Origin of the sequence: Cohaesibacter sp. CAU 1516 (genome assembly GCF_005771485.1) — a bacterium.
GTDB classification, from domain to species: Bacteria; Pseudomonadota; Alphaproteobacteria; order Rhizobiales; family Cohaesibacteraceae; genus Cohaesibacter; species Cohaesibacter intestini.
The window spans coordinates 81,111-102,937 of sequence record NZ_VANT01000006.1 but is presented as its reverse complement, the minus strand read 5'-3'; the positions used below and the strand labels follow the sequence as shown (position 1 = coordinate 102,937).

Annotated in this window: 22 protein-coding genes; 13 read left to right on the top strand and 9 right to left on the bottom strand. The window is 56.0% G+C overall.

Going from position 1 to position 21,827, the window contains the following annotated elements; all coding sequences use genetic code 11:
* The first annotated feature begins 14 nt into the window (after positions 1 to 14).
* Positions 15 to 1,502, top strand: a complete 1,488-nt coding sequence (locus tag FDK21_RS15390) for an inorganic phosphate transporter (RefSeq protein WP_138149611.1) — start codon at positions 15 to 17, stop codon at positions 1,500 to 1,502.
* Positions 1,503 to 1,658: 156 nt separating this feature from the next.
* Here the strand turns inward: FDK21_RS15390 and FDK21_RS15385 are convergent, their stop codons facing one another.
* From FDK21_RS15385 to FDK21_RS15360, 6 genes are all read right to left on the bottom strand, one after another.
* The gene (locus FDK21_RS15385; protein WP_114010971.1) at positions 1,659 to 2,045 is read right to left on the bottom strand and encodes a RidA family protein; all 387 of its coding nucleotides are present in this window, start codon (positions 2,043 to 2,045) and stop codon (positions 1,659 to 1,661) included.
* 32 nt (positions 2,046 to 2,077) lie between these two features.
* Positions 2,078 to 3,133, bottom strand: coding sequence for a D-TA family PLP-dependent enzyme (locus tag FDK21_RS15380; RefSeq protein WP_138149609.1), 1,056 nt, complete (start codon positions 3,131 to 3,133; stop codon positions 2,078 to 2,080).
* 15 nt (positions 3,134 to 3,148) lie between these two features.
* Entirely contained in the window at positions 3,149 to 4,624 is a 1,476-nt protein-coding gene (locus FDK21_RS15375) for a M81 family metallopeptidase (protein ID WP_138149607.1), read from the bottom strand.
* 176 nt (positions 4,625 to 4,800) lie between these two features.
* Positions 4,801 to 5,847: a DctP family TRAP transporter solute-binding subunit gene (locus tag FDK21_RS15370; RefSeq protein WP_138149605.1), complete on the bottom strand. Its 1,047-nt coding sequence runs from the start codon at positions 5,845 to 5,847 to the stop codon at positions 4,801 to 4,803.
* Positions 5,848 to 5,903: 56 nt separating this feature from the next.
* Complete coding sequence (locus FDK21_RS15365) at positions 5,904 to 7,187, bottom strand: TRAP transporter large permease (protein ID WP_138149603.1); 1,284 nt, start codon at positions 7,185 to 7,187, stop codon at positions 5,904 to 5,906.
* Entirely contained in the window at positions 7,184 to 7,699 is a 516-nt protein-coding gene (locus FDK21_RS15360) for a TRAP transporter small permease subunit (RefSeq protein ID WP_138149601.1), read from the bottom strand. The genes FDK21_RS15365 and FDK21_RS15360 overlap by 4 nt, the downstream gene beginning before the upstream one ends.
* Before the next feature lie 251 nt (positions 7,700 to 7,950).
* Here FDK21_RS15360 and FDK21_RS15355 point away from each other — a divergent pair, with 251 nt between their 5' ends.
* Positions 7,951 to 8,835 carry a MurR/RpiR family transcriptional regulator gene (locus FDK21_RS15355; protein WP_138149599.1) on the top strand — a complete coding sequence of 295 codons (885 nt, stop codon included), beginning with the start codon at positions 7,951 to 7,953 and terminating at the stop codon, positions 8,833 to 8,835.
* A gap of 2 nt (positions 8,836 to 8,837) precedes the next feature.
* Here the strand turns inward: FDK21_RS15355 and FDK21_RS15350 are convergent, their stop codons facing one another.
* A complete protein-coding gene (locus FDK21_RS15350; protein ID WP_280955320.1) occupies positions 8,838 to 9,791 on the bottom strand; it encodes a LysR family transcriptional regulator in 954 nt (317 codons plus the stop codon).
* A gap of 154 nt (positions 9,792 to 9,945) precedes the next feature.
* On the opposite strand from FDK21_RS15350, the gene FDK21_RS15345 reads away from it, so the two are divergent.
* From FDK21_RS15345 to FDK21_RS15295, 11 genes are all read left to right on the top strand, one after another.
* On the top strand, positions 9,946 to 10,731 hold the full coding sequence (locus FDK21_RS15345) for a transporter substrate-binding domain-containing protein (protein ID WP_114010964.1): 786 nt from the start codon (positions 9,946 to 9,948) through the stop codon (positions 10,729 to 10,731).
* 64 nt (positions 10,732 to 10,795) lie between these two features.
* Positions 10,796 to 11,587 carry a creatininase family protein gene (locus FDK21_RS15340; protein WP_171022115.1) on the top strand — a complete coding sequence of 264 codons (792 nt, stop codon included), beginning with the start codon at positions 10,796 to 10,798 and terminating at the stop codon, positions 11,585 to 11,587.
* Positions 11,588 to 11,599: 12 nt separating this feature from the next.
* Positions 11,600 to 12,247 (top strand): amino acid ABC transporter permease, encoded by a 648-nt coding sequence (locus FDK21_RS15335; RefSeq protein ID WP_138149595.1) that lies wholly within the window; start codon positions 11,600 to 11,602, stop codon positions 12,245 to 12,247.
* Positions 12,248 to 12,274: 27 nt separating this feature from the next.
* Complete coding sequence (locus tag FDK21_RS15330) at positions 12,275 to 12,931, top strand: amino acid ABC transporter permease (RefSeq protein WP_114010961.1); 657 nt, start codon at positions 12,275 to 12,277, stop codon at positions 12,929 to 12,931.
* Positions 12,932 to 12,952: 21 nt separating this feature from the next.
* The gene (locus tag FDK21_RS15325) at positions 12,953 to 13,723 is read left to right on the top strand and encodes an amino acid ABC transporter ATP-binding protein (RefSeq protein WP_114010960.1); all 771 of its coding nucleotides are present in this window, start codon (positions 12,953 to 12,955) and stop codon (positions 13,721 to 13,723) included.
* Positions 13,720 to 15,069, top strand: coding sequence for an aspartate aminotransferase family protein (locus tag FDK21_RS15320; RefSeq protein ID WP_138149594.1), 1,350 nt, complete (start codon positions 13,720 to 13,722; stop codon positions 15,067 to 15,069). Before FDK21_RS15325 ends, FDK21_RS15320 begins: the two co-directional genes overlap by 4 nt.
* Complete coding sequence (locus FDK21_RS15315; protein ID WP_138149593.1) at positions 15,066 to 15,758, top strand: CoA transferase subunit A; 693 nt, start codon at positions 15,066 to 15,068, stop codon at positions 15,756 to 15,758. Before FDK21_RS15320 ends, FDK21_RS15315 begins: the two co-directional genes overlap by 4 nt.
* The gene (locus tag FDK21_RS15310) at positions 15,739 to 16,398 is read left to right on the top strand and encodes a 3-oxoacid CoA-transferase subunit B (protein ID WP_245418523.1); all 660 of its coding nucleotides are present in this window, start codon (positions 15,739 to 15,741) and stop codon (positions 16,396 to 16,398) included. The genes FDK21_RS15315 and FDK21_RS15310 overlap by 20 nt, the downstream gene beginning before the upstream one ends.
* A 59-nt stretch (positions 16,399 to 16,457) precedes the next feature.
* The gene (locus tag FDK21_RS15305; RefSeq protein ID WP_138149592.1) at positions 16,458 to 17,750 is read left to right on the top strand and encodes an ArgE/DapE family deacylase; all 1,293 of its coding nucleotides are present in this window, start codon (positions 16,458 to 16,460) and stop codon (positions 17,748 to 17,750) included.
* Positions 17,751 to 17,759: 9 nt separating this feature from the next.
* Entirely contained in the window at positions 17,760 to 18,938 is a 1,179-nt protein-coding gene (locus FDK21_RS15300) for an acetyl-CoA C-acyltransferase (RefSeq protein WP_138149591.1), read from the top strand.
* 171 nt (positions 18,939 to 19,109) lie between these two features.
* The gene (locus tag FDK21_RS15295; protein ID WP_138149589.1) at positions 19,110 to 19,604 is read left to right on the top strand and encodes a GNAT family N-acetyltransferase; all 495 of its coding nucleotides are present in this window, start codon (positions 19,110 to 19,112) and stop codon (positions 19,602 to 19,604) included.
* Between the two features lie 166 nt (positions 19,605 to 19,770).
* On the opposite strand, the gene ugpC is transcribed toward FDK21_RS15295, so the two are convergent.
* Positions 19,771 to 20,838: a sn-glycerol-3-phosphate ABC transporter ATP-binding protein UgpC gene (gene ugpC / locus FDK21_RS15290; protein WP_114010954.1), complete on the bottom strand. Its 1,068-nt coding sequence runs from the start codon at positions 20,836 to 20,838 to the stop codon at positions 19,771 to 19,773.
* A complete protein-coding gene (locus FDK21_RS15285; RefSeq protein WP_138149587.1) occupies positions 20,838 to 21,824 on the bottom strand; it encodes a levansucrase in 987 nt (328 codons plus the stop codon). Before FDK21_RS15285 ends, ugpC begins: the two co-directional genes overlap by 1 nt.
* Positions 21,825 to 21,827: the final 3 nt, after the last annotated feature.

The following is a 21,827-nucleotide window of genomic DNA, read 5'->3' as shown; positions in this document are numbered from 1 at the left end:
AGAAGGTTCAGATTATGGAAGTCGCGTTTCTCATTTTCCTCTCGAGTGGTTTGTTTCTTGGATGGTCTCTGGGTGCAAATGATGCGGCGAACGTCTTTGGTACGTCGGTCGGTACGGGCATGGTCCGATTTTCAACGGCGGCCATTGTCTGTAGCATTTTCCTGATCCTGGGGGCTGTTATCAGTGGTGCGGGTGCCGCGCATACTCTGGGAAAGCTTGGCTCTGTCAACACTATGGCGGGGGCATTCATGGCGGCCTTCTCTGCCGCTTTGACGGTCTACTGGATGACCCGCGCCGAACTGCCGGTCTCGACCAGTCAGGCCGTGGTGGGCGCAATCATTGGCTGGAACCTGTTCAGCAGCTCCATTATTGACAGCGAGTCCCTGATCAAGATCGTTCTTACCTGGGTGGCATGTCCTGTCTTGGCGGGGATCGTGGCGATCCCGATCTACAAGGGGGTGAAGCTGTTTCTCAGGGTCGTCAATCCTCACTTGTTTCGGCTGGATGCCTATACCCGCGCGGCGTTGATCTTTGCCGGGGCTCTGGGTGCCTATAGTCTGGGTGCCAACAATATTGCGAATGTGATGGGTGTGTTCGTTGATTCTTCTCCCTTCACGGATTTTGAAGTCGCAGGGTTGTTCCAACTGACCTCGATCCAGCAACTGTTTCTGGTTGGTGCGTTGGCGATCAGTTTGGGTGTCTTTACTTATTCCAAACGCGTCATGATGACGGTCGGAAAAGGGCTGCTGCCGCTTACCCCGCTTGCTGCATGGGTTGTCGTCATCTCTCATTCCATCGTGCTGCTGCTGTTCTCGTCGGTACAACTGGAGCATTTTCTGGCCTCGTCCGGCCTGCCCACCATTCCTCTGGTGCCTGTTTCAAGCTCGCAAGCCGTGGTTGGGGCTGTGATTGGCCTTGCTCTGCTTCAGGGAGGGCGCGGCATCAACTGGCGTGTTATGGGGGGCATCAGCGTTGGTTGGGTCACCACCCCGATCATCTCCGCAACGGTATGTTTCTTCGCTCTCTTCTTTCTTCAAAATGTGTTCAATCAGGATGTTTATCAGGAAACTCACTATGCCCTGTCACGGGAAGGTGTTGAGCGCATTTCTCAGGAAGGTGTCGATATCGAGCCGTTGCGCTCCCTGCAGGGCAAGACATTCACCGATGCCGTGGCCTTTCGCGATGCTCTACGGGACGTGGTGTCTGTCGATGCCAAAATCGAGAAACGCATCATTGAACGTGCCAAACTGACGCCCTTGTATGTCGACTATAGCAAGATGCATGTTTTCGAGGATGGATGGTTAAGTGCCAATCAACTCCAAGCCATAAAGGGGCTTTCCGGGCTTCGCTTCAGCTATACATGGCAGCTTGAGGAAGATTTGGCGCTCATATCGGATGAATGGGCCTTGTTGGAGAAGACAACCCTGAACAAGTTGCGCAACAAAGAGGTGCGAAGCCAGCTGGATGCGGTCATTCGGACCTTCTCATCCCATTCGGAGTGAGCAATCTGATCGCGTCCGAAGAAAATAGCGAGCGCATCATCGGGTCTTTGTGATTGGGCTGGGCGGGATGTTGTCCCGATCGGTCTGAGCCGACCCAATCCATGGTGCGGCGCATCAGGCAGGTGTGGGATCACCCGCCTGATGCAGCGCTGTTCTTTAGGCAGGCTTGTAGGCAATCACGTCGATTTCGACCTTGGCGTCAACCATCAACTGCGAGCGGACGGTGGAACGGGCCGGGGCGCCATTCTTGAAATAGCTGGCATAGACCTTGTTGAAGGTCCAGAAGTCGCGTGTGTCATCAAGCCAGCAATTGGCCTTGACCACATCATCAAGGGTGCAGTCGGCAAGGGCCAGTACCTTGATCAGATTTTCCATGACCAGACGGGTCTGAGCCTCGATGCCACCATATTCAATTTCGCCCTGATCGTTCATTGCGACCTGTCCGGAAACATAAATGAAATCGCCAGCGCGTACGGCTGGGGAAAATGGGAGCTGTTGTCCCCCTGCTCCGGTGCGTTCAACGCCCAGTCTCTCTATTGACATTTTTCTCTCCATTTTTCTTTCGATGGGTCTTCTCACCAGACCCTGCCGCGCGCGACGACTGGGCTGGATGTTTCAAACTGATTGCCGCGTATAAGTTGGACCTCGTCGAGCATGTTGGTTACGACGCAGGCATGATTGGGCACGATGCGAACCCTGTCGCCGACAGAAAGCTGGATTGGCTTTTCGCTGACAATCCGGCCGTGTTCTTCGCTCAATTGGTCGATTTTCAGCTCATCATGCCCCAGAACATGACCAAAACCGTCAAGGCCGAGCAAATCGGATGTGAGGACCTTGGACCCTGCATCGATGATCGCCCGACGGGGCGTCGGGCGCGAGACGATGGTTGCCAGAATTGTCAATGCGCAGTCATCGAATGAGCACACACCGCGCGCCACCAAGGAGCGGTCATTATAGATATAGGTGCCCGTTCGATATTCGGTCACAGTGGTTCCCAGATGGGCTTGCCACATGTCGGGCGAGCCGCCGCTCGAAACGATCTCGACCTTAAGGTTTGAGGCCTCGATCTGTGCCTTGGCGGTCTGCAACCACTGATCCACCGCATGGCTTTGTCCGGCGGGCGGGTAGGTCATCAAGCCCTTGAAGGTGAGGCCCGGTGCCTGATCGATCATCAGGGCAAGCTTTGCTGCATCCTCCGGGCTTTGCACGCCACAGCGCCCTGCGCCGGTGTCGCATTCAACGAGTACATCCAGATCGGCCGGTGCCGATGTGAAGGTCTGCGACAGACCGCTCACCACCGTTTCATTGTCAGCCACCACAGATAGCCGTGTCTTGGATGCCAGCGCCTTGAGGGCGTCGCGTTTGTCCTGCCCCAGAATGTTATAGGTGAGGAGAAGGTCGGAAATGCCGCCTTCAGACAGCATGGCCTCGGCCTCGGAAATCTTCTGGCAGGTGATCCCGACAGCGCCTTGGGCGATTTGCTTTTTCGCCAGCAAGGGCAATTTATGGGTCTTGATATGCGGCCTTAGCGCCAATCCATGGGCGTCGCAATAGGCCTGATAGCGCGCAATGTTGGCTTCGGCCACATCGAGGTCAATGAGGACTGATGGTGTGGAGATCTGTTCAAACATCATCGGAGATCCTGTTCAGGCCTGTTCAAGGTGATGCGGGTCGTCGACGATTGGCCAAATTTGCCGCGTCAGGCGAGTGTAGCTGTTGGTACGCGGATCGTTTGGATAGGGCCCTTCGACAGCAGCATAGAGAATGTGAGAGGCAATCGGGCTGAAGGCGCCGTGGAAATGATTGGTCGACTTGACGATCAGTATCTTCTTGGATGCAAAATCGATGCCCAGATTGCTGAAGAGATCGGGCGAGAAAGCCTGCGAGCGGTTGGAATTGAGAACCACGCTCAGGCCATTGACCTGAATGGCGGCGCTGTCTCCAAGGGGAACGACGGAGTCTCCAAAGGACTGGACGGCATCGGGCACCACGCGCAGAACCTTCACCTTGGCATCAATGGGCGCTCCCGCATGAGCGGAGGTCTTGCCGCCAAAACGCAGCATGAATTCCGTGCCTTCACCGGCCGCCTGACACAAGCGTACCGCCATCGGGTCCCAGATCGTGCCAAGGGCAATATCCTCAAGCCCCATATCAAGGACCATCTGCGCCATGATCGTGGAATCGCCTGCGACGCCGCCGCCCGGATTGTCCCAGACATCGGCAATCACCACCGGCGCCGCCGCTGTCTGCGAGAGCTGCACCGCCTGATCGAGAGCGGCCTGCGGGCTGACGAAATCCGGACGAGCGCGTCCGCGGAAGCTGAACAGCTCCAGCCCCAGCGACCGGGCGAGGTCGTCGGCGGCTTTTTGATTGTTGTCGGTGATCACGATCATCTTGGCACCAAGGTCAGGACTGTCCCCTGCCATGAAACCATGAATGGCCGAGATCGAGAGCGCCGTGCCATCCGCCTCCAGACGCTTCATCTTGTCGACAAATCCGCGCATCGGTTCGCGGCTGGTTGGCAGCACATCCATCATGCGGACATCGAACACCGCCATGGTGGGGGCGATCTCTCCGTTGGCAGCGCGAATGGTCAGATCAACACAGGCCTTGCCTGCTTCGACGAAATCGGTATGTGGGAATTCCTTGAAGACGGTGATGATGTCGGCATTGTTGATCCGGCGTTCACTGAGATGGGAATGCGGATCAAAGCTGGCACCGACTGTTACATCGGGGCCGACAATGTGCCGAACGGCTTCAAGGAGTGTCCCTTCGCAATCGACACAGCCATCGGCAATCATCGCTCCGTGAAGCCCCAGCACAACGGCATCGACAGGCATCGCTGCCTTGAGTTGGTCGATCACTTCGTCGAACAGACGGGTCCAGGTTGCCGCATTGACCAGACCGCCAGGTTCGGCCCAGGTTGCTGTGCCTTCGATCAGTTCAATTTCATCGGCCTTCGCTCTGCGGCGCAATTCCGGCCAAATCCCGGTGCACAGGGTCGGGGTTTCGGGATGGTCGCCAGGAGGGCAGTAAAAGCTCTGGGCAAAGTCACTGAAATCGGTACGCAAGGGGGAAAAAGTGTTGCTTTCCGTTGCGATGGAAGCGCAGAAAATCCGCATAAAACATCCCTCCGGATACCGGCTTGGGGCTCCATTGTCTGCCCCGGTATCCGCTTATTACAATGATTTAAGGCAGCCCCGGTGCCGGGGCGGCCATTGATTTTTTGAGAGAACGAAGGATTGTTCCTCCGCCTGGTGCGGGATGCGCCCTTCAAAGAGCGCAACCCGTTGGTGTCTTACTTGATGTAGGTGTTGTCGTTTGCCTTCATGACCTGATCGCGGAAGAGGGTGAGCAACTCGCCTGCTTTCTCATCCAGATTGTCTTTGACATGCTTCTCGAAGGCTGGCTGGGTTGCATCGGCCATGGCCTTGCGCTGGTCATCAGACAGGGCGGTGACTTCCATTTTGTCCATCAAGCCTGCCAAGCCGCGATCTGAGGCTTCGATAACACGTGCCAGCCCGCGCGATGCGGTCACACAGCTTTCCGCTGCATAATGCAGGATCTTCTGTTCATGTTCGGTCAGACCATCATAGAAGGCCTTGTTGATCATCAGCGTGTAAGGTGAGAACAGATGATTGGTGAGGGTCATGTATTTCTGGACTTCGTTGAACTTGGCGAAATACACGGTCGGAACCGGGTTCATCTGGCCATCAATGACACCGGTCTGAAGGCCGGAATAGACTTCACCCCAGCTCAACGGATAGGCTTCGGCACCCAGAGCATTGATGATTGCCTGATGGGACGGCAGGGTCATCGTGCGGATGCGGATGCCGTCAAAATCTTCGAGCTTGGCGATGGACCGCTTGGAGTTGGTCACAGCGAAGAAGCCACCGGTATCGGGGAAGCCGAGGACTTCCACGTCACCCAATGTTGCCTCGATGTCGGTTGCCAGTGTCTGGCCGAACTCTCCATCAAATACCTGATAGGTCGCGGCGTTGCTGCCAAAGGCGAAAGGCAGGTTGAGCACGTCGATGCGTGGATAATAGCTGGCAAGCGCACCGGTGGAAGTCAACGTTGCCTGAATGAAGCCATCGCGCACCATCTGAACATGTTCGGATGCCGAGCCAAGCTGGTTGGATGGGAAAACCTCGACCTTGACGCTGCCGTTGGTATCGGCATTGACGATGTTGGCAAAAACACCGGTGCAGGCATGGGCCGGATTTTCAAAGGCATCGGCTTTGTTGTCATGGGCAAATTTTAGGACTTTGCCATCAGCCATGGCGGTGTTGGCCGCGAGAATGGCAAAAGCGCTGACGGTCAGAGCATAAACTGTTTTCTTCATGGTAGTTCCCCCGTTAGGTGTAAGAAATGCGTGGTCTTTATGGTTCTATTGGCTCCTTAGCCGACGAAGCCCAACAGTCTGGGGAGCAGCAAAGCTGCGTCTTCGAGATAGGCAAACAGGAACAGGATTCCGACTTCCGCCAAAAGGAACGGGAAAAGCTTCATCGCGATGCGTTCAAGCTTTTCCCCGGTCACGGAAGACAGAACAAACAGGCAGGCGCCGACCGGCGGGGTCATCAGCGAAATATTAAGCGCCAGCACAAAGATGATGCCCGCATGGATCGGCTCAAGGCCGATTTGCTGGGTCAAGGGAACCAGCACGGGCGCGAGAATGATGAGAATGGCTGTGATGTCCATCACCATGCCAACAACCAGCAGAATGCCAATGATGATGGCGATTACGGCATATCGATTGTCGGAAATCACCAGCACGGCTTCGGCGATGGCTTGCGGAATGCGTTCAAAGCTCATCCACCAGCCAAGGATGCCCGCAAATGCGATGATGACAAAAATGACGCCGGTGATCCGTGCGGTGCTGACCAGCATACGATAGAGTGCGCCAAGGGTCAGGGTGCGGTAGACGAATGTCCCGATGAACAGCGCATAGGCCACGGCAATGGAGGCCGCTTCCGTCGGGGTGACGATGCCGCCAAGGATGCCGCCAAGGATGATGATCGGCATCAGCAGAGCCGTGAAGGAAGCAAAGAAGGTGTCGATGATCTCTTTTGTCGACGATCTGGATTCCGCTTTGGGTAGATTGTTGCGGGCGGCGCCAAGGGCAATGACCATCATGCAGATGCCGCATATGACGAGCCCGGGCAGAATGCCAGCAGCAAACAGGCCACCAATCGAAACCCCCATCAGGGAACCATAGACCACCATCAAGCCGGAGGGGGGAATGGTGGGGCCGATGATTGAGCCAGCAGCCGTGACGGCGCAGGCGAAATCCCGGCTATATCCCTCTTTCACCATGGCTGGCACGAGGGTGCGGCCGAAGGCGGCGGCATCGGCTGTTGCAGAGCCGGTCAGGCCAGCAAAGAAAACCGACGCCAGCATGTTGGTGTGTGCAAGGCCACCTCTGAAATGCCCCACAAGAACGCGTGCGAGGGTCACCAGTCGATCCGTGATGCCGGTGTGATTCATGATCTCGCCGGCGAGAATGAAAAATGGCATGGCCAGAAACGGGAAGATATTGAGCCCGTTGAACACTTTGCCCGGACCGACGGGCAGAAACTGGGTGCCTCCCATATCGATCAGGCCAACCACACCGGCCAGGCCAATGGCAAATCCGATCGGCATGCCAAACAGGATGAGACCGGCAAAGGTGAGAGCGACGATCATGATGCCACCTCATCGGAGCTTGGCAACGCCTCGTCCAGATGCGATCCAAGATCGCGGATCAAAACAAGACATAGCTGGAGGACACATAAAAGGGAGGCGACCGGAATGGCGGCATAAAACGGCAGCAAGCTGGCTCCGAAGATCATTGCCACGCGGCTTGATCCGCCCTGCGCAAAGTCAAGCCCGTACCAGAAGAGATAGACGAACAGGGCCAGTGCCAGAAGGTCGATCAAGATCAGGCAGATGTGGCGCATGCTGGCGGGCAATTTCGCAATAAAGGCTGTCAGCCCAATATGCTCGCGGCGGGCAATGCCGCTTGAGACTGCCAGCATCGCAGACCAGATCATCAGATATCTGGCCAGAACTTCGGGCCAAGGCAATTGCCAATGGAAAAAGTAGCGGTCCACGACCCCGAGCCACACATCGAGAACCAGAGCAACCATCAAAATGGCGACGACCATTTCAACGACCTGGTTCAGTTGCAGGCTAACCTTCGCAGCCAAGTCCCTCATATGAGCCTCCGATGGATTGGCAGGTGATTATGTAATTTAATTAGAAATTTGATCCTGTTTTGACCAAGAGTCAATCAAAAAATGTTACTGAAGTACATAATTGGACAAAATTGGTGTAATTTAAAACTGGTTTTGATTAGTTTGTGTAATCCAAGTACACTTGCCGGGAAGGCGCATGGCCGGATTTCGTGCTGAGCACCCCTTAATGCCCCTGACTGACACTTATCCGGAGTTACTTCTTGTCCCCACACATGCAAAAACAAACCGTCGATATCATTTCCGCTCTCAAGCAAATGGATGGCACCTTTGCCACGCGCGAGCAGCGGGTGGCCGACTATGTCAACGCAAACATGGAACGCATCTCGGAAATGACGATCGCCAATCTCGCCGAAGCGGTGGGGGTCAGTTCACCGACGGTGATCCGCTTTTGTCGATCGCTGGGATGCGAGGGATTTCGTGACTTCAAGCTCAAGCTGGCGCAGAATCTGGCGGTCAGTTTGCAATATCTGGGTCCCGAGGCTGCGGTAGAGGCTGCGAAAGGCGCTTCGGCGATTGATCGGATTCTGGGGGCTTTGTATGCCACCGCCAATGTCATGCGCCAACAGATCGACCCTGCGAGCCTTGAAGCCGCTCAGGCGCGACTGGCGGAGACACGGACATTGCTGGTGCTGGGACTGGGGGGCGGTTCTACGATGGTTGCCAATGAAGCGGCGAACCGGTTCTTCCGCCTTGGCATTCCGGCGGTTGCCGTCAGTGACAGCTATTTGATGCAAATGCGGGCTGCAACCTTGGGGCCCGAGGATACGCTGCTGATCATTTCCAACAGCGGTGAGGCCCGTGAGCTGATCTGTGCTGCAGAGATTGCGTCTGGCTATGGGGCCAAGGTGATCGTCATTTCCAAACCGAAGACCACTTTGGAAACACTGGCGGACTATGCCATCACCGCCAACCTGCCCGAAGATCCGGATATTCACAAACCGACTGCTTCGCGCTATGCCCATCTTGTGCTGATTGATGCGATTGCTCTGGCGGTCGCGCAAAGTCGGGCCGACCTTGCCAACGAGAATCTGCGGCGGATCAGAGCTTCGCTGACGGCCTATCATGGCCAGATTGGTGCCCAGCCACTGGGTGACTGATCTTACAAGAAAGTTCGTTCCGCCATTGGTTTGTCAAAGATATGCGTCTTGCACAAACGGGAGAATTCTCTTTCCGCGTCCGAAAAGCGGCGTTTGGGGTTGCTGGCCAAATAGACATCGACAACAGGCAAGTCCTCATAAGGCGGCAATTGATGCAACAGGCCTTTCTTGACGTCATTCTGCGCCACATGGACAGGCAAGGCCCCGATGCCGACATTGGCGACAATCATCCGGCGGATCTCAACCAGATTTGAGGAAACGCCTTGCCATTGCGTTTCGGCTTGCACGCGTCGGCGTAGATCCGAGACGGGTTCCAGCGGGCCGCCTTCGACCTCTGTCTGGAAGGAGACACCCTGTTCGCCCTCCAGTTCCGATATCTCGATGTCATTGCGTCCGAAAAGCCGATGATGCGGGCCGCAATAAAGACCGAAAAACTCGCGATACATCACCTGAACATTCAAGTTGCTCAGCGGCTTGTTCATCAGGCAAATGCCGAAACTCACCCGATTCTGCGAGACCTGATTGACGATCTCGCGGCTGTCGGACACGGAAATGGCGAAGGTGACATTGCGGTGCAATCTGGCAAACTCCGCAAGTGCCTCATCAAGCTGAGGGCACACAACGTGGCTGGCGGTGACGATGGTGATATGGCCACGAAGCTCGTCCTCGCTTCTGTCGATCAGGGACGGCAACTGAGAGACACTGCCAAAGATTGACGAGCATTCCTTGTATAGAATCTCGCCTGCCGATGTGACCTTGAAATGATTGGGTTTGCGCACAATCAGCCGGTGGCCGGTCACATCTTCGAGCCTTTTTAAGGCCGCACTGACAGTGGGTTGCTTGAGGCCAAGGAAGTCAGCCGCCTTGGTAATGCTTTTCTGTTCAACCAGAACCATAAATGTTCTCAGCAGGTTCCAGTCTAAATTCCATGGAAACCGTTGCTCATAGGGTCTCATTATAGATCCAGTCTATTTCTAACATTGGAATTATTTATTTGATTGATGATACAGGCCATGCGACCGTCAGCGCAAGGTGGCGCAAGAATAGTCACTACCAAAAAATAGGCAATCCATTCAGAGAACAGTTTGTAGCTACAAACAGGAGAAAGAAATGTTCAACCCTCGCAATGCGTTCAAAGTTGCATTCGCAGCAGGATCCCTTGCGCTTGCAAGCCTTAGCTTCAGCGCCCCAGCCGTCGCAGATGAACTCGAATCCATCAAGGAAAAAGGCGAAATCAGCATTGCGATGAGCGGCGCCTATCCTCCGTTCAACTTCGTCAATGACGAGAACAAAGTGGTCGGTTTCGACCCATCCGTGGGAACCGAAATTGCCAAGCGTATGGGCTTGAAAACCAAAATCGTCACCACCGCGTGGGACGGCATTATCGGTGGCCTTCTGGCCAACAAGTATGATGCGATTGTCGGCTCCATGTCGATCACCGAAGAACGCGCCAAAGTGGTTGATTTTGTTGGTCCATACTACAATACGCAGCGGGCCATCTTCACCAAGGAAGGCTCCGAGATCACCAGCGTCAAGCAACTGGGTGACGCGACCTTGGGTGTCACGCTTGGTGAAACCCATGAAGCATGGGCGCGCGAGCAGGGTTACACGATCCGCACCTACAAAGGGTTGCCGGAGCTGCTGCTTGAGCTGGAAAATGGCCGGGTGGACGCCATCATCAATGATTCCATCGCGGCGATTCTTGCCATGAAGAAAAATGGTCAGAAATACGCGATGATCGAAGATCTGGACGCTGAGAAATTCGGTGCCGGGATTGCTATCCGCAAGGGCAATCCGGAGCTGAAAGCGGCGATGCAAAAGGCGCTGGACGAGATGATGGCCGACGGCACCTATCTCGAAATTGCCAACAAGTGGGTTGGTGGCGATATTCGCTAACCGGATCTCTCTTCGGCCCGCCGTGTGCGCAATGCGGCGGGTCGCATGCTGGAAAGAAATCTCAATGCAAACCGACTATGGTAAGTTGAGGTGGGAACAGGTGCGCGACATCGACAAGGATCGAGTCGTTATCCTCAATGTTTCCGCGACGGAAGATCATGGGCCGCATTTGCCGCTCGATACTGATACCGTTCTGGGGATGGCCGTCGCCAACGGCGTCGCCGAAGCCATGCCTGATCGGGTTTTGGTCATGCCTCCCGTTTCCTATGGTTTCAACGAGCATCACAAGGACTTTCCGGGTGTTATCTGGATTCAACCGGAAACGCTGATCGCGTTTGTTACCGATATTACCAAGTCGCTGGCCCATCACGGGTTTCGGCGCATTCTGTTGCTCAATTCTCATGGCTCCAATCATCCGGTTCTGGATCTGGCAGCCCGCAAAACGGTGATTGAAACCGGCATCATCTGTGTTTCGGCATCCTACTGGAATCTGTGTGCTGATCGCATCAATGAGATCAGAGTGTCAGACACGGGCGGGATTGCTCATGCCGGTGAATTCGAAACTGCGATTTATATGCATCTGCTTCCCGAGCTGGTGGCGTTGGACCGTGCTGAAAATCAGACGGTGCATGACCCGGATAGCCGGTTTTTCAATCTTGATCTGGCGCGCGGTGGTGGCAAAGCCATGCTGATGCGCTGGTGGTCTGCGGCCTCGCCCGATGGCACCATGGGGGATCCAACGGTCGCAACCGCAGACAATGGCAAGGCCTTTCTTGCGGCTGCCATCGAGGAAACCGCAGCATTGGTGCGTGAGATACAGGCACTTCCTTTGCTTGACCGCAAAGACCATCACTAAGGAATGCCATTTATGGACATCGACCTAATTCTCAAGGTTTATCCGCATTTTTTGGACGCTGCGTGGCTCACCATTCAGCTGTCCGTCCTGACGACCATTCTGGGGTTGGTCTGTGGAACTCTGGGGGCTGCGGCCCGCTTGTCTCGCGTCAAGACGATCCGGTTGATTGGCGCAAGCTATGTCAGCCTGTTTCGTGGCACGCCAGCTCTTATCCAATTGTTTCTGCTGTATTTCGGTGGGCCGCAGATCGGCATCCAGCTCGATGCTTTCGAAGCCGGGGTGATCGGTCTTGGCGTCAATATCGGCGCCTATATGACCGAAACCATTCGCGGTGCGATCGTCGCCATTCAGAAGGGTCAAACAGAAGCCGCCCGGACCCTTGGTCTGAGCCGGTGGCAAGCCATGCGCTATGTCGTCCTGCCTCAGGCGTTCCGGCTGATGGTGCGCCCGCTGGGGGTCAACATCAATGCCTTGATCAAGGGAACGGCGCTGGTGGCCGCCATTTCGGTTGTCGAGCTGACCTACACGGCGCAGCGCTTTATCGGGTCAACCTACAAGCCCTTTGAGATGTTCATGCTGTCGGGGGCCATATACATGATCATCATTTACGCGACCAGCCGGGGCATCAGTTGGCTGGATAGAAAGGTGCGGATCCAATGACAGCAAGAGCAATGACAGGAGGCCGTCATGGGGCTTGATTTTTCCGTTGTACCGGGCTTTTTCGATGTGATCCTGTTGGGGGTCGCCTGGACCATCGCAATCACGGCAGCGGCTGCTATCCTGAGCTTTGTCGGTGGCATCTTCTTTGCTGTGGTTGCCCTATATGCACCGCGCTTCGTCCGTTGGCCGATGAAAGCCTTTGAATGGCTGTTCATGGGAACACCTCTGCTGTTGCAGTTGTTCCTGATCTATTTCGGCCTGATCCAGATTGGCATTGATCTGCCCGCCTTTGTGGCTGGCTTCATTGGCTTGGGATTGCATTTTGCCGTTTACAATTCCGAACTGATCCAGACCAGTATTCTGGCGGTCGACAAGGGACAAATGGAGGCTGCGCGCACCCTTGGCATGAGCCGCATGCATGCACTGCGCTATGTGGTCATCCCGCAGGCGGTCAGGGATGTGATTCCGCCGATTGGCAACAATATGATCGCTTTGCTCAAGGATTCCGCGCTGGTGTCGGTGATTGGCGTCACCGAGCTGACATTGTCGGCCCAGCTGGCGATCGGGCGCACCTATCGACCGTTCGAATTCTATGCCGTGGCAGCGGTCTGTTACTACATCATCAATCTGGGAATGGAAGCGGTGCTGCGCAATCTTGAGCGCCGCGTTCAAGCCTCACGCTAATCATGTCGGAAGGATAATAGAATGACCACAACACACCCCTTCGTCGATATTCGCCACGCCCAGAAATGCTTTGGTGATCTTGAGGTTCTCAAGGATATCAGCCTGCAGGTCGAACGCCAGCAGATCGTCGCGATCATCGGGCCGTCCGGGTCTGGCAAATCGACCTTGCTGCGCGCCATCAATGATCTCGATCCCCTGACGTCCGGCGAGGTCTGGCTCGATGGGCTGCAGGTCAACAAACAATTGCCCCATGCGCAATATGAGAAACACATCAATCAGGTGCGCCAGTATATCGGCATGGTGTTTCAGCATTTCAATCTGTTTCCGCATCTGACGGTACGGGAGAATGTCACGCTCGCTCCCAAATTGCTGAAAGGCATTTCCGACGATGAAGCCAATGTTCTGGCTGAGCGGCAACTCGATCACGTGGGCATGCTTGAGCGCATTGATTACCATCCGTCGCAATTGTCGGGCGGGCAAAAGCAGCGGGTTGCTATCGCCCGTGCTTTGGCGATGCAGCCCAAATTGATGCTGTTTGACGAAGCCACCTCGGCACTGGATCCCGAACTGGTTGAAGAGGTCAATCAGGTGATGAAGATGCTCGCCGAGGAACATATGACGATGATCATCGTCACCCATGAAATGGGCTTTGCCGAATCCGTTTGTGATCGGGTGCTGTTTATGGATGGGGGTGTCGTCGTCGAGGAAGGTCCTCCGGAGGTGATTTTCCGAAATCCGACCAAGGACCGAACCAAGGACTTCCTCAGAAAGCATCTGGAAAACGCGAAATGACCGACGAGAAATCAAACCTCTTCTATCAGTCCCGTCAACCGCGTCCCTTTCTGGATCGCGCTGAAGGGATCTATATGTTCGATGAAACCGGCAAGCGGTATATCGATGGCTCTTCTGGCGCAATGGTGTCGAATATCGGGCACTCCAATCCCAATGTGCTGGCCGCGATGAAGGCGCAGATGGACAAGTCGACCTTCGGCTATCGACTGCATTTTCGCACTGAGTCCTCTGAAAAGCTGGCGCAAAAGGTTGCGACGCTGATGCCGGGGGATCTGGATCGGGTTTTCTTTGTCTCTGGCGGCTCGGAGGCCGTTGAAAGTGCAGTCAAACTGGCCCGGCAATTTGCGATCACTCAGGGCGAGCCGGAGCGATGGAAGGTCATTTCGCGCTTTCCATCCTATCACGGCTGTACCTTCGGGGCGTTGGCCCTGACCGGCTATGACCCGCTCGTGCACCCCTTTGCTCCGATGCTGCGCGACATGCCCAAGATTGCTGCGCCCACCTGCTATCTGGACAAGGATAATCTCACGGATGAGCAGCGCGGATTGAAATATGCCGAGCTGTTGCGCGATGAAATCATTGCGCAAGGCCCGGAATCGGTTCTCGCCTTCCTGATGGAGCCGATTGGCGGCGCGTCAACCGGCGCGCTGGTCGCGCCTGACAGCTACTATGCGCGGATACAGGAAATCTGCGACGAGTTCGGCATTCTGCTGATCTATGATGAGGTCATGACCGGGGTCGGGCGCACGGGCAAGTTCATTGCCGCCGATCATTGGGGCATCGTGCCGGATATTGTTGCCATGTCCAAAGGCTTCGCGGCGGGCTACGCCCCACTGGGGGCCGTTGTAGCACGGGAAAGCATCGTCGAGGCTTTGCTGGATGCAGGCGGATTCCTGCATGGCTTTACCTATGCAGGCAATCCGTTGGCCTGTTCGGCAGGGCTGGCCGTGATGGAAGAAATGGAGAGGCTTGACCTCATCAGCAATTGCGCGGCTATGGGAGAGATTCTCAAGGCCAAACTGACGGCTCTGATGGATCGGTATCCGTTCATTGGCGATGTGCGGGGCAAAGGGCTGTTGCTGGCCTTCGAGCTGGTTTCCGACCGGGACACGATGACGCCGCTGCCCAAAGCCTACAACGCCTATCTGGAGCTGGTCGAGCGGGCCTATGAGCGCGGATTGATCATTTATTCGCGGCGCACCCGTGGTGGTGTCGAGGGCGACCATATTCTCGTCTGCCCGCCCTTGATCGTCACTGAAGAGCAGATTGATGAGATTATGGCCATCCTGATCGATAGCCTTGATGCTTTTGCTGAACAGTTTGACCTGCAGGTCAAGGCATCATGAGGCTTGGCGATAAAAGGGCCTCAATCGAGGCGGCCATTGGCAAGGTGTCTGATGGGGCGACAATCATGGTTGGGGGATTTGGGGTGCCGGGCACCCCGTTCAATCTGATTGCCGAGCTGGTGCGGCAAGGTCAAAAGGGGCTTACCCTCATCAAGAATGACGCCAATGAACAGGGGATGGGCATCGATCATCTGTTGGCATCGGGGCAGGTCGACCGATTGATTACCACCCATCTGGGGCTCAATGCCAACGCCATTGCCATGATGAATAGTGGCGATGTCGAGGTCGAGTTCTGCGCGCAGGGCATTCTGGCCGAACGGATCAGGTGTGGTGGGGCTGGCCTGAAAGGCTTTGTAACCGACATCGCCATCGACACAGATCTGGCGCATGGCAAACAGGTGGTTGCGATGGATGGAGCAAACTATCTGATCGAGACGGCCTTGCGGGCCGACAACGCACTGGTCCATGCGGAATGCGCGGATGTGTTCGGCAATCTGTGCTTCACCAAAACGGCCCGAAACTTCAATCCGTTGATGGCGATGGCTGCGGATTGCGTGGTCGCGCAAAGCAATCAATGTGTCGCGGTGGGGGGCATCGATGCGGATGCCGTTCATACGCCGGGTGCCTTCGTGGATCACGTCGTCCCCATTTCGCTGTTGCATGAGGAATATGCTGTTGTCAGACGCTAAGACCAGAATGATTTCCCGAGCGGCTCGCGAGATCACGCCGGGCATGCTTGTCAATCTGGGCATCGGCCTGCCTACCAAGGTGGTTGACCATTTGCCCGATGACATGGAAACCGCCCTGCATACTGAAAATGGTCTGCTGGGCATTGGCCCGACAATGAGCGCAGATGCTGCGGACAGGGACCTGATTGATGCCGGTGGAGCCTATGTCTCGACGGTGCCGGGCAGCGCCTTTTTCGACAGCGCCACATCCTTTGCCATTGTGCGCTCGGGCAGGCTGGATCTGACGATGCTTGGCGCGTTTGAAGTGGCGCAAAATGGCGATCTCGCCAACTGGAAGATCCCCGGTAAATTCTCGCCCGGTGCAGGAGGAGGGATCGAGTTGGCGCAAAAGGCAAAGCGGGTGATCGTGCTGACCACCCATACAGATCGCAAGGGCAATCCAAAATTGCTGGAGCAGTGCTCGCTTCCCCTGACGGCCCGGTGCTGTGTATCCCGGATTTTCACCGAACTGGCCGTGATTGATGTGACGGAACAGGGCTTCCGACTGATCGAGCGGGCGCGTGATGCAGACCTCAGCATGATCATCGCGGCAACCGGTGCGCCACTGGCTTTGCCCAAGGGCGACATACCAACCTTCTGACAGCTGCCGGTCGCGCGGGTTAGAAGCGCATCAGATACAAAGCGATACCGGGAGGTACCATGGATCAAGAGCTAACATCTCGCTTGCTGGGCGCTGTCGATGCAGCGTTTGACGAGCAACTCGACTTTCTGTCCGAACTGGTCTCTCATCCCTCGACGCGGGGGCAGGAGCAATCGGCGCAGGCTTTCATGGCTGAAGCTCTTGAGGCGCGATCGTTGGAGGTGGATCGATGGACGATCGATGTAGCCGACATCCGGCATCTGCCCGGCTTCTCGCCGGTGATCGGGGAGTATGAGGATGCCGTCAATGTGGTTGGTCGCCATACCAGTCGGCGGCAGACCGGCAAGTCCCTCATTCTCAACGGTCATATCGATGTTGTGCCCGAAGGTCCGCTGACCATGTGGGACCAGCCGCCCTTCGCCCCCCATGTCGATGGGGACTGGATGTATGGGCGGGGCGCTGGCGACATGAAGGCCGGATTGGTCAGCAATCTGTTTGCCCTTGATGCCTTGAAGGCTATTGGACTGGCACCAGCCGGGGATGTCTTTTACCAATCCGTGGTGGAGGAAGAATGCACTGGCAATGGCGCTCTGGCCTGTCTTCAACGGGGCTATCGCGCGGATGCCACCCTGATCCCCGAACCCTTTGATTGTGCCCTTGTTACCGCTCAGGTCGGTGTCATCTGGTTTCAGGTTCACTTGCAGGGGCTGCCCACCCATGTGGCCTATGCCGGTGATGGGGCCAATGCAATCGAGGCGGCCATTCCGCTGATCGAGGCACTGCACAAGTTGGAAGCCAAGTGGAACGGGCCGGATCTGCGTCACCCGGATTTTGCTCATGTCCACCATCCGCTCAATCTCAATGTTGGCAAGATCGTCGGGGGGGACTGGACCAGTTCTGTGCCTGCCTGGTGCGTGTTCGACGTCCGCATGGGGATCTTTCCCGGCCAGAGCATCGATGACATGCGGGCCGAGATCGAAACCGTGTTGCAGGAAGCTGCCAAGAGCAATGCCTTCTTGCGGGACAACCAGCCGCGTATCGTCTATCACGGCTTTCTTGCCGAAGGTTATGCCTTGTCCGAGGATGGTAGCGACAATGCCCGGCAAAGCATCGCCACACTGGAGGGAGCCCACCAGTCTGTCACGGGCAAGCCACTGGAGAAGCTCGCCATCACCGCAACCACGGATGCGCGCTTTTTTGGCTTGTATGGGCAAATGCCCGCCCTTGTCTATGGTCCGAAGGCTGAGGCCATTCATGGCTTCAATGAGCGAGTGTCCGTCGACAGCATCAACAAGGTCACCAAGGCAACGGCTCTGTTCATTGCCAATTGGTGTGGTCTGGAAGCCCTTTAGGAGAGCACTATGCGTCAAGCCGTAATCGTATCGACTGCCCGCACCCCGATTGGCAAGGCCTATCGCGGGGCATTCAACAATCTTGAAGGGCCTGGTTTGGCAGCCCATGCGGTGAGGGGGGCGATGGATCGTGCGGGTGTTCGTGGCGAGGATGTCGAGGATGTGGTGATGGGGTCCGCCCTGACGCAGGGAAGCACGGGCATCAATGTTGCCCGGCATATTGCGCAAGCCGCAGGGCTGCCTGACAGCGTCGCAGGAGTGACCATCGACCGCCAATGTGCGTCTGGTCTGAATGCCATCGCCATTGCAGCTCATATGGTTATGAATGAAGGGGTGGATGTCGCAATGGCTGGGGGGCTGGACAGCATTTCGCTGGTTCAGAACGCCCATTGGAACAGCCACAGATACCGCGATCCCAATGTCCCGGATGCCTACTATCTTTCGATGATTGAAACCGCAGAGATTGTCGCTGAGCGCTATGGTGTCACCCGTGCGATGCAGGATGCCTATGCGCTGCAAAGCCAGATGCGGACCGCAGCCGCACAAAAGGCCAATCTGTTTTCAGACGAAATCGTCCCTGTCAGCGCGATCCAGCAGGTCAAGAACCGCGAGACCGGCGACATGATCGAACAGTCCGTGACCCTTGATCAGGATGAGTGCAATCGGCCATCCACGACGTTGGACGGGCTGTCCAAGCTTACCCCTGTTCTGGGGGAGGACAAATGCATCACGGCAGGCAATGCCAGCCAACTGTCAGATGGGGCTTCCGCTCTGGTGGTGATGGAGGCCGGAGAAGCTGACAGGCGAGGTTTGAAGCCGCTTGGAGCCTTCAAGGGGTTTGCCGTCTCGGGCTGCGCGCCGGATGAAATGGGAATTGGTCCGGTGCTGGCCATTCCCAAATTGCTCGAACGCAATGGCCTGACAATCGATGATATCGATCTTTGGGAAATCAATGAGGCCTTTGCCTCGCAACTCATCTATTGCCGCGATGCGCTCGGGATCGACAGTGACAAGCTCAATGTCAATGGCGGGGCCATCTCCATTGGCCATCCTTACGGGATGTCAGGGGCTCGGATGGCCGGTCACTTGTTGCTGGAAGGCCAGCGCAGGGGCGCACGCTATGGCGTCGTCAGTATGTGTGTTGGTGGTGGACAAGGTGCCGCGGGCCTGTTTGAAATTGCGGCATAGTCAGACGCCCAACGGCCTATCGATCCGGTCAGGTGCGGGTAGCCTATGGTCTGCGATATTCGAAAGGTCGGGACAGTCCCTATCGGGCATCGCTGACATATTCTATCATGCGCGTGGTTGTCATGCCGATTGCCCATCCTCGCCTTCTCTTGGTTAGAAAGAACGTTTCCCATGTCCCAAGCGCGCACCACTGCCATCGATGTCTCCTTGTCTCCCATGGCGGCCAGCCGCTTTCAAAGCTGGTTTGACATCTGCACCGAAGAGTATGCCAAAGACAAGCAGAAGACCTTTGGCTGCACGCTCGACGCTGCGCGCGCTTTTGCCAAATCAAGCATGTCGCATTATCTGTCTGAAGGAGTGGACACACCCGATCACCATTTCTTTGAAGTGATCAACGAGCAGGGTGCAAAAGTCGGATCAATCTGGTTTGCCGTCAAAACCGATTTTGAACAGCGATCGGCTTTTCTCTACGATATACAGATCGATGATCAACATCAGGGCAAAGGCTATGGACGTGCCGCGATGCAGGCCTTAGAGCGCGAAGTGTCCCGGCTGGGGATCGATAAGATCGCCTTGCATGTGTTCGCTTTCAATGAGCGGGCCCTCGCTCTTTATCAATCTCTGGGGTTTGAGATCACGGACTATTCCATGGCAAAGACAATCTGACGGGGGAGCAGGGATGTCTAGCGGGTTTCTCAAGCCCCGCCTGTGCTTGGCTCTGCACCAAGTGACTGGTCTTCACACTTGTGGGTGGATGAGGCCTTGTCGCCTCATCCTGTTTTTTGCCATTTGATGTCTGTTCTTCCGATTGGAGGCGGACTGTCTGTCTGCTTCATTCAGGGGCGAACAGATGGGCTTGCTTCGGATCAAAGGTGAGATCGATCCGGGCGTTTGGCTGCAAAACGAGATCTTCGTCAAATGAGGCGATCATCTTGCTTCCATCGGCCAGCGACAAGTCGACCACGGTTTCCGTTCCCAGGCGTTCCGTCAAGGTGACACTGCCATGCAATAGGCCGGCCGTCTCTTGCGCTTGTTTGAGATATTGGGGCCGAATGCCCAATATCGCCTTGCCGCCCTTGGCGAACATACGCCCTTTGGTTTCGACCCGGACCGGTTCTACGGATTCGTTGCCGACTATCGCGGTTTGTTCATCAAGATCATGGACATCCACGTCGATGAAATTCATCGAAGGGGCCCCAAGAAATCCGGCCACGAATTTGTTGGCGGGATTGTGATACAGCTCCATCGGGGCGCCGATCTGCATGACCTTGCCATCCTTCAACACGACAATCTTGTCGGCCAGTGTCATGGCTTCCACCTGGTCGTGGGTCACATAGATCATGGTCGCGTCGAGCTGATTGTGCAACTGGCCGATTTCCATGCGCATATCCATCCGCAAGGCCGCGTCCAAGTTGGAGAGCGGTTCATCGAACAGAAACACCGATGGGTTGCGCGTGATGGCACGTCCGATTGCGACGCGCTGCCTTTGGCCACCGGACAACTGACTGGGTTTGCGATCCAGCAAATCTTCCATTTGCAGAATGCGCGCCGCTTCGGCGACCTTGCGCGCCTTTTCCTCTTTCGAAGCGCCTGCGATCGTCAGTCCGAAGGCCATATTTTCGCGCACCGACATGTGCGGAAATATGGCGTAGCTTTGAAACACCATCGCGATGCCTCGTTCCTTGGGCGGCGCTTCATTGACGATTTTGCCGCCAATTTCCAGAGTGCCAGAGGTTACATCCTCCAACCCGGCAATCATCCTGAGCAGGGTCGACTTGCCACATCCGGACGGTCCGACAAAGACAACAAACTCGCCGTCTTCTATCGTGATATCCACCCCTTTGATGACGTCCACGTTGCCGAATGTTTTGTGAATGTCTTTCAGAACCACCTTCGCCATCACACGGCCTCCCCGTTTTTGGCCAATTGCAAATAGCCTTCCTCATCAATCAGGACCGGTTCAGGGTCTCTGATTTCACCGACAAAGTCCTCGCGGCCATTGTCGTCAAATCCCATAATGACCAGTCCATTGTCTGTCTTCAAAATACGCGCGGCATAGCGGCGACAGGGCAGCCCGCCGTCCAAAAAGCCGGGGGCCATGCGCCAGGGGCCTCTTGGATCATCGGCAATCAGGTAATGGTTGCCGGTCACAGGCGTCACCCCGGTTTTGCTGATCCTGTTTTTCGACCAATGCTCCGCTGATGTGCAAAAGAGGCAATACCAACGGCCGTTGACCTCAAATATTTGAGGGACTTCCAACTGACCAAAGTCGCCGACGAAGACCGGTGGCTGCAAGGTCCAGTGATAAAGGTCCTCTGACGTGGCAAAGCCAATGGCACCCGCAGCGTTGGCCTCCTCGATATCTGACCCACGGGCTGTAAAATACATCAGCCAGCCGTTGCCTTGCGGGTCAGGCATGACCCATGGATCGCGCATTGCCCGATCGTGCCAATGGCCGATCATATGGTCTGTTTCATAATGGCGGGCGGCCGCACCAACCAGATCAAGGCAGGCCTCGGTGCTGACGCGCTGCCAATTGTGCATGTCGGTCGAGGTGGCATGGCCAATGCGCTGATAGAGCGCCTTTTCCGCTTGGCTGGTGCCGGTATAGAAAAGGTGCCACAGGCCGTCAGGCCCCTTTACAACCGATCCGGTCCATGTGGTCTTGTCATCGAAGGCTGGCTCCTGCGCTGGCGCGAAGCATGTACCCAGATGGGTCCAGTTGATCAGGTCCGTGCTTGTCGCATGCCCTTGAGAAACGTTGAAATGTCTGAGATCGGGATCTTTGAGGGATTTGTCGGCCTTGAGGAAATAGCCATGCCAAAGCGCCCCGTCATGGGCATACCAGCTGTCCCAAATCCACTGATCCTTGAGTGCGATCACCATTGT

What these genes read in the sequence shown, in the direction of transcription:
- ugpC (WP_114010954.1), bottom strand. Translation starts at nt 20,838, where the DNA reads ATGGCGAAGGTGGTTCTGAAAGACATTCACAAAACATTCGGCAACGTG.
- FDK21_RS15340 (WP_171022115.1), top strand. Translation starts at nt 10,796, where the DNA reads ATGCAAACCGACTATGGTAAGTTGAGGTGGGAACAGGTGCGCGACATC.
- FDK21_RS15355 (WP_138149599.1), top strand. Translation starts at nt 7,951, where the DNA reads ATGCAAAAACAAACCGTCGATATCATTTCCGCTCTCAAGCAAATGGAT.
- FDK21_RS15300 (WP_138149591.1), top strand. Translation starts at nt 17,760, where the DNA reads ATGCGTCAAGCCGTAATCGTATCGACTGCCCGCACCCCGATTGGCAAG.
- FDK21_RS15325 (WP_114010960.1), top strand. Translation starts at nt 12,953, where the DNA reads ATGACCACAACACACCCCTTCGTCGATATTCGCCACGCCCAGAAATGC.
- FDK21_RS15320 (WP_138149594.1), top strand. Translation starts at nt 13,720, where the DNA reads ATGACCGACGAGAAATCAAACCTCTTCTATCAGTCCCGTCAACCGCGT.
- FDK21_RS15390 (WP_138149611.1), top strand. Translation starts at nt 15, where the DNA reads ATGGAAGTCGCGTTTCTCATTTTCCTCTCGAGTGGTTTGTTTCTTGGA.
- FDK21_RS15295 (WP_138149589.1), top strand. Translation starts at nt 19,110, where the DNA reads ATGTCCCAAGCGCGCACCACTGCCATCGATGTCTCCTTGTCTCCCATG.
- FDK21_RS15345 (WP_114010964.1), top strand. Translation starts at nt 9,946, where the DNA reads ATGTTCAACCCTCGCAATGCGTTCAAAGTTGCATTCGCAGCAGGATCC.
- FDK21_RS15330 (WP_114010961.1), top strand. Translation starts at nt 12,275, where the DNA reads ATGGGGCTTGATTTTTCCGTTGTACCGGGCTTTTTCGATGTGATCCTG.
- FDK21_RS15310 (WP_245418523.1), top strand. Translation starts at nt 15,739, where the DNA reads ATGCTGTTGTCAGACGCTAAGACCAGAATGATTTCCCGAGCGGCTCGC.
- FDK21_RS15365 (WP_138149603.1), bottom strand. Translation starts at nt 7,187, where the DNA reads ATGATCGTCGCTCTCACCTTTGCCGGTCTCATCCTGTTTGGCATGCCG.
- FDK21_RS15315 (WP_138149593.1), top strand. Translation starts at nt 15,066, where the DNA reads ATGAGGCTTGGCGATAAAAGGGCCTCAATCGAGGCGGCCATTGGCAAG.
- FDK21_RS15380 (WP_138149609.1), bottom strand. Translation starts at nt 3,133, where the DNA reads ATGTTTGAACAGATCTCCACACCATCAGTCCTCATTGACCTCGATGTG.
- FDK21_RS15335 (WP_138149595.1), top strand. Translation starts at nt 11,600, where the DNA reads ATGGACATCGACCTAATTCTCAAGGTTTATCCGCATTTTTTGGACGCT.
- FDK21_RS15360 (WP_138149601.1), bottom strand. Translation starts at nt 7,699, where the DNA reads ATGAGGGACTTGGCTGCGAAGGTTAGCCTGCAACTGAACCAGGTCGTT.
- FDK21_RS15305 (WP_138149592.1), top strand. Translation starts at nt 16,458, where the DNA reads ATGGATCAAGAGCTAACATCTCGCTTGCTGGGCGCTGTCGATGCAGCG.
- FDK21_RS15370 (WP_138149605.1), bottom strand. Translation starts at nt 5,847, where the DNA reads ATGAAGAAAACAGTTTATGCTCTGACCGTCAGCGCTTTTGCCATTCTC.
- FDK21_RS15285 (WP_138149587.1), bottom strand. Translation starts at nt 21,824, where the DNA reads ATGGTGATCGCACTCAAGGATCAGTGGATTTGGGACAGCTGGTATGCC.
- FDK21_RS15350 (WP_280955320.1), bottom strand. Translation starts at nt 9,791, where the DNA reads ATGAGACCCTATGAGCAACGGTTTCCATGGAATTTAGACTGGAACCTG.
- FDK21_RS15375 (WP_138149607.1), bottom strand. Translation starts at nt 4,624, where the DNA reads ATGCGGATTTTCTGCGCTTCCATCGCAACGGAAAGCAACACTTTTTCC.
- FDK21_RS15385 (WP_114010971.1), bottom strand. Translation starts at nt 2,045, where the DNA reads ATGTCAATAGAGAGACTGGGCGTTGAACGCACCGGAGCAGGGGGACAA.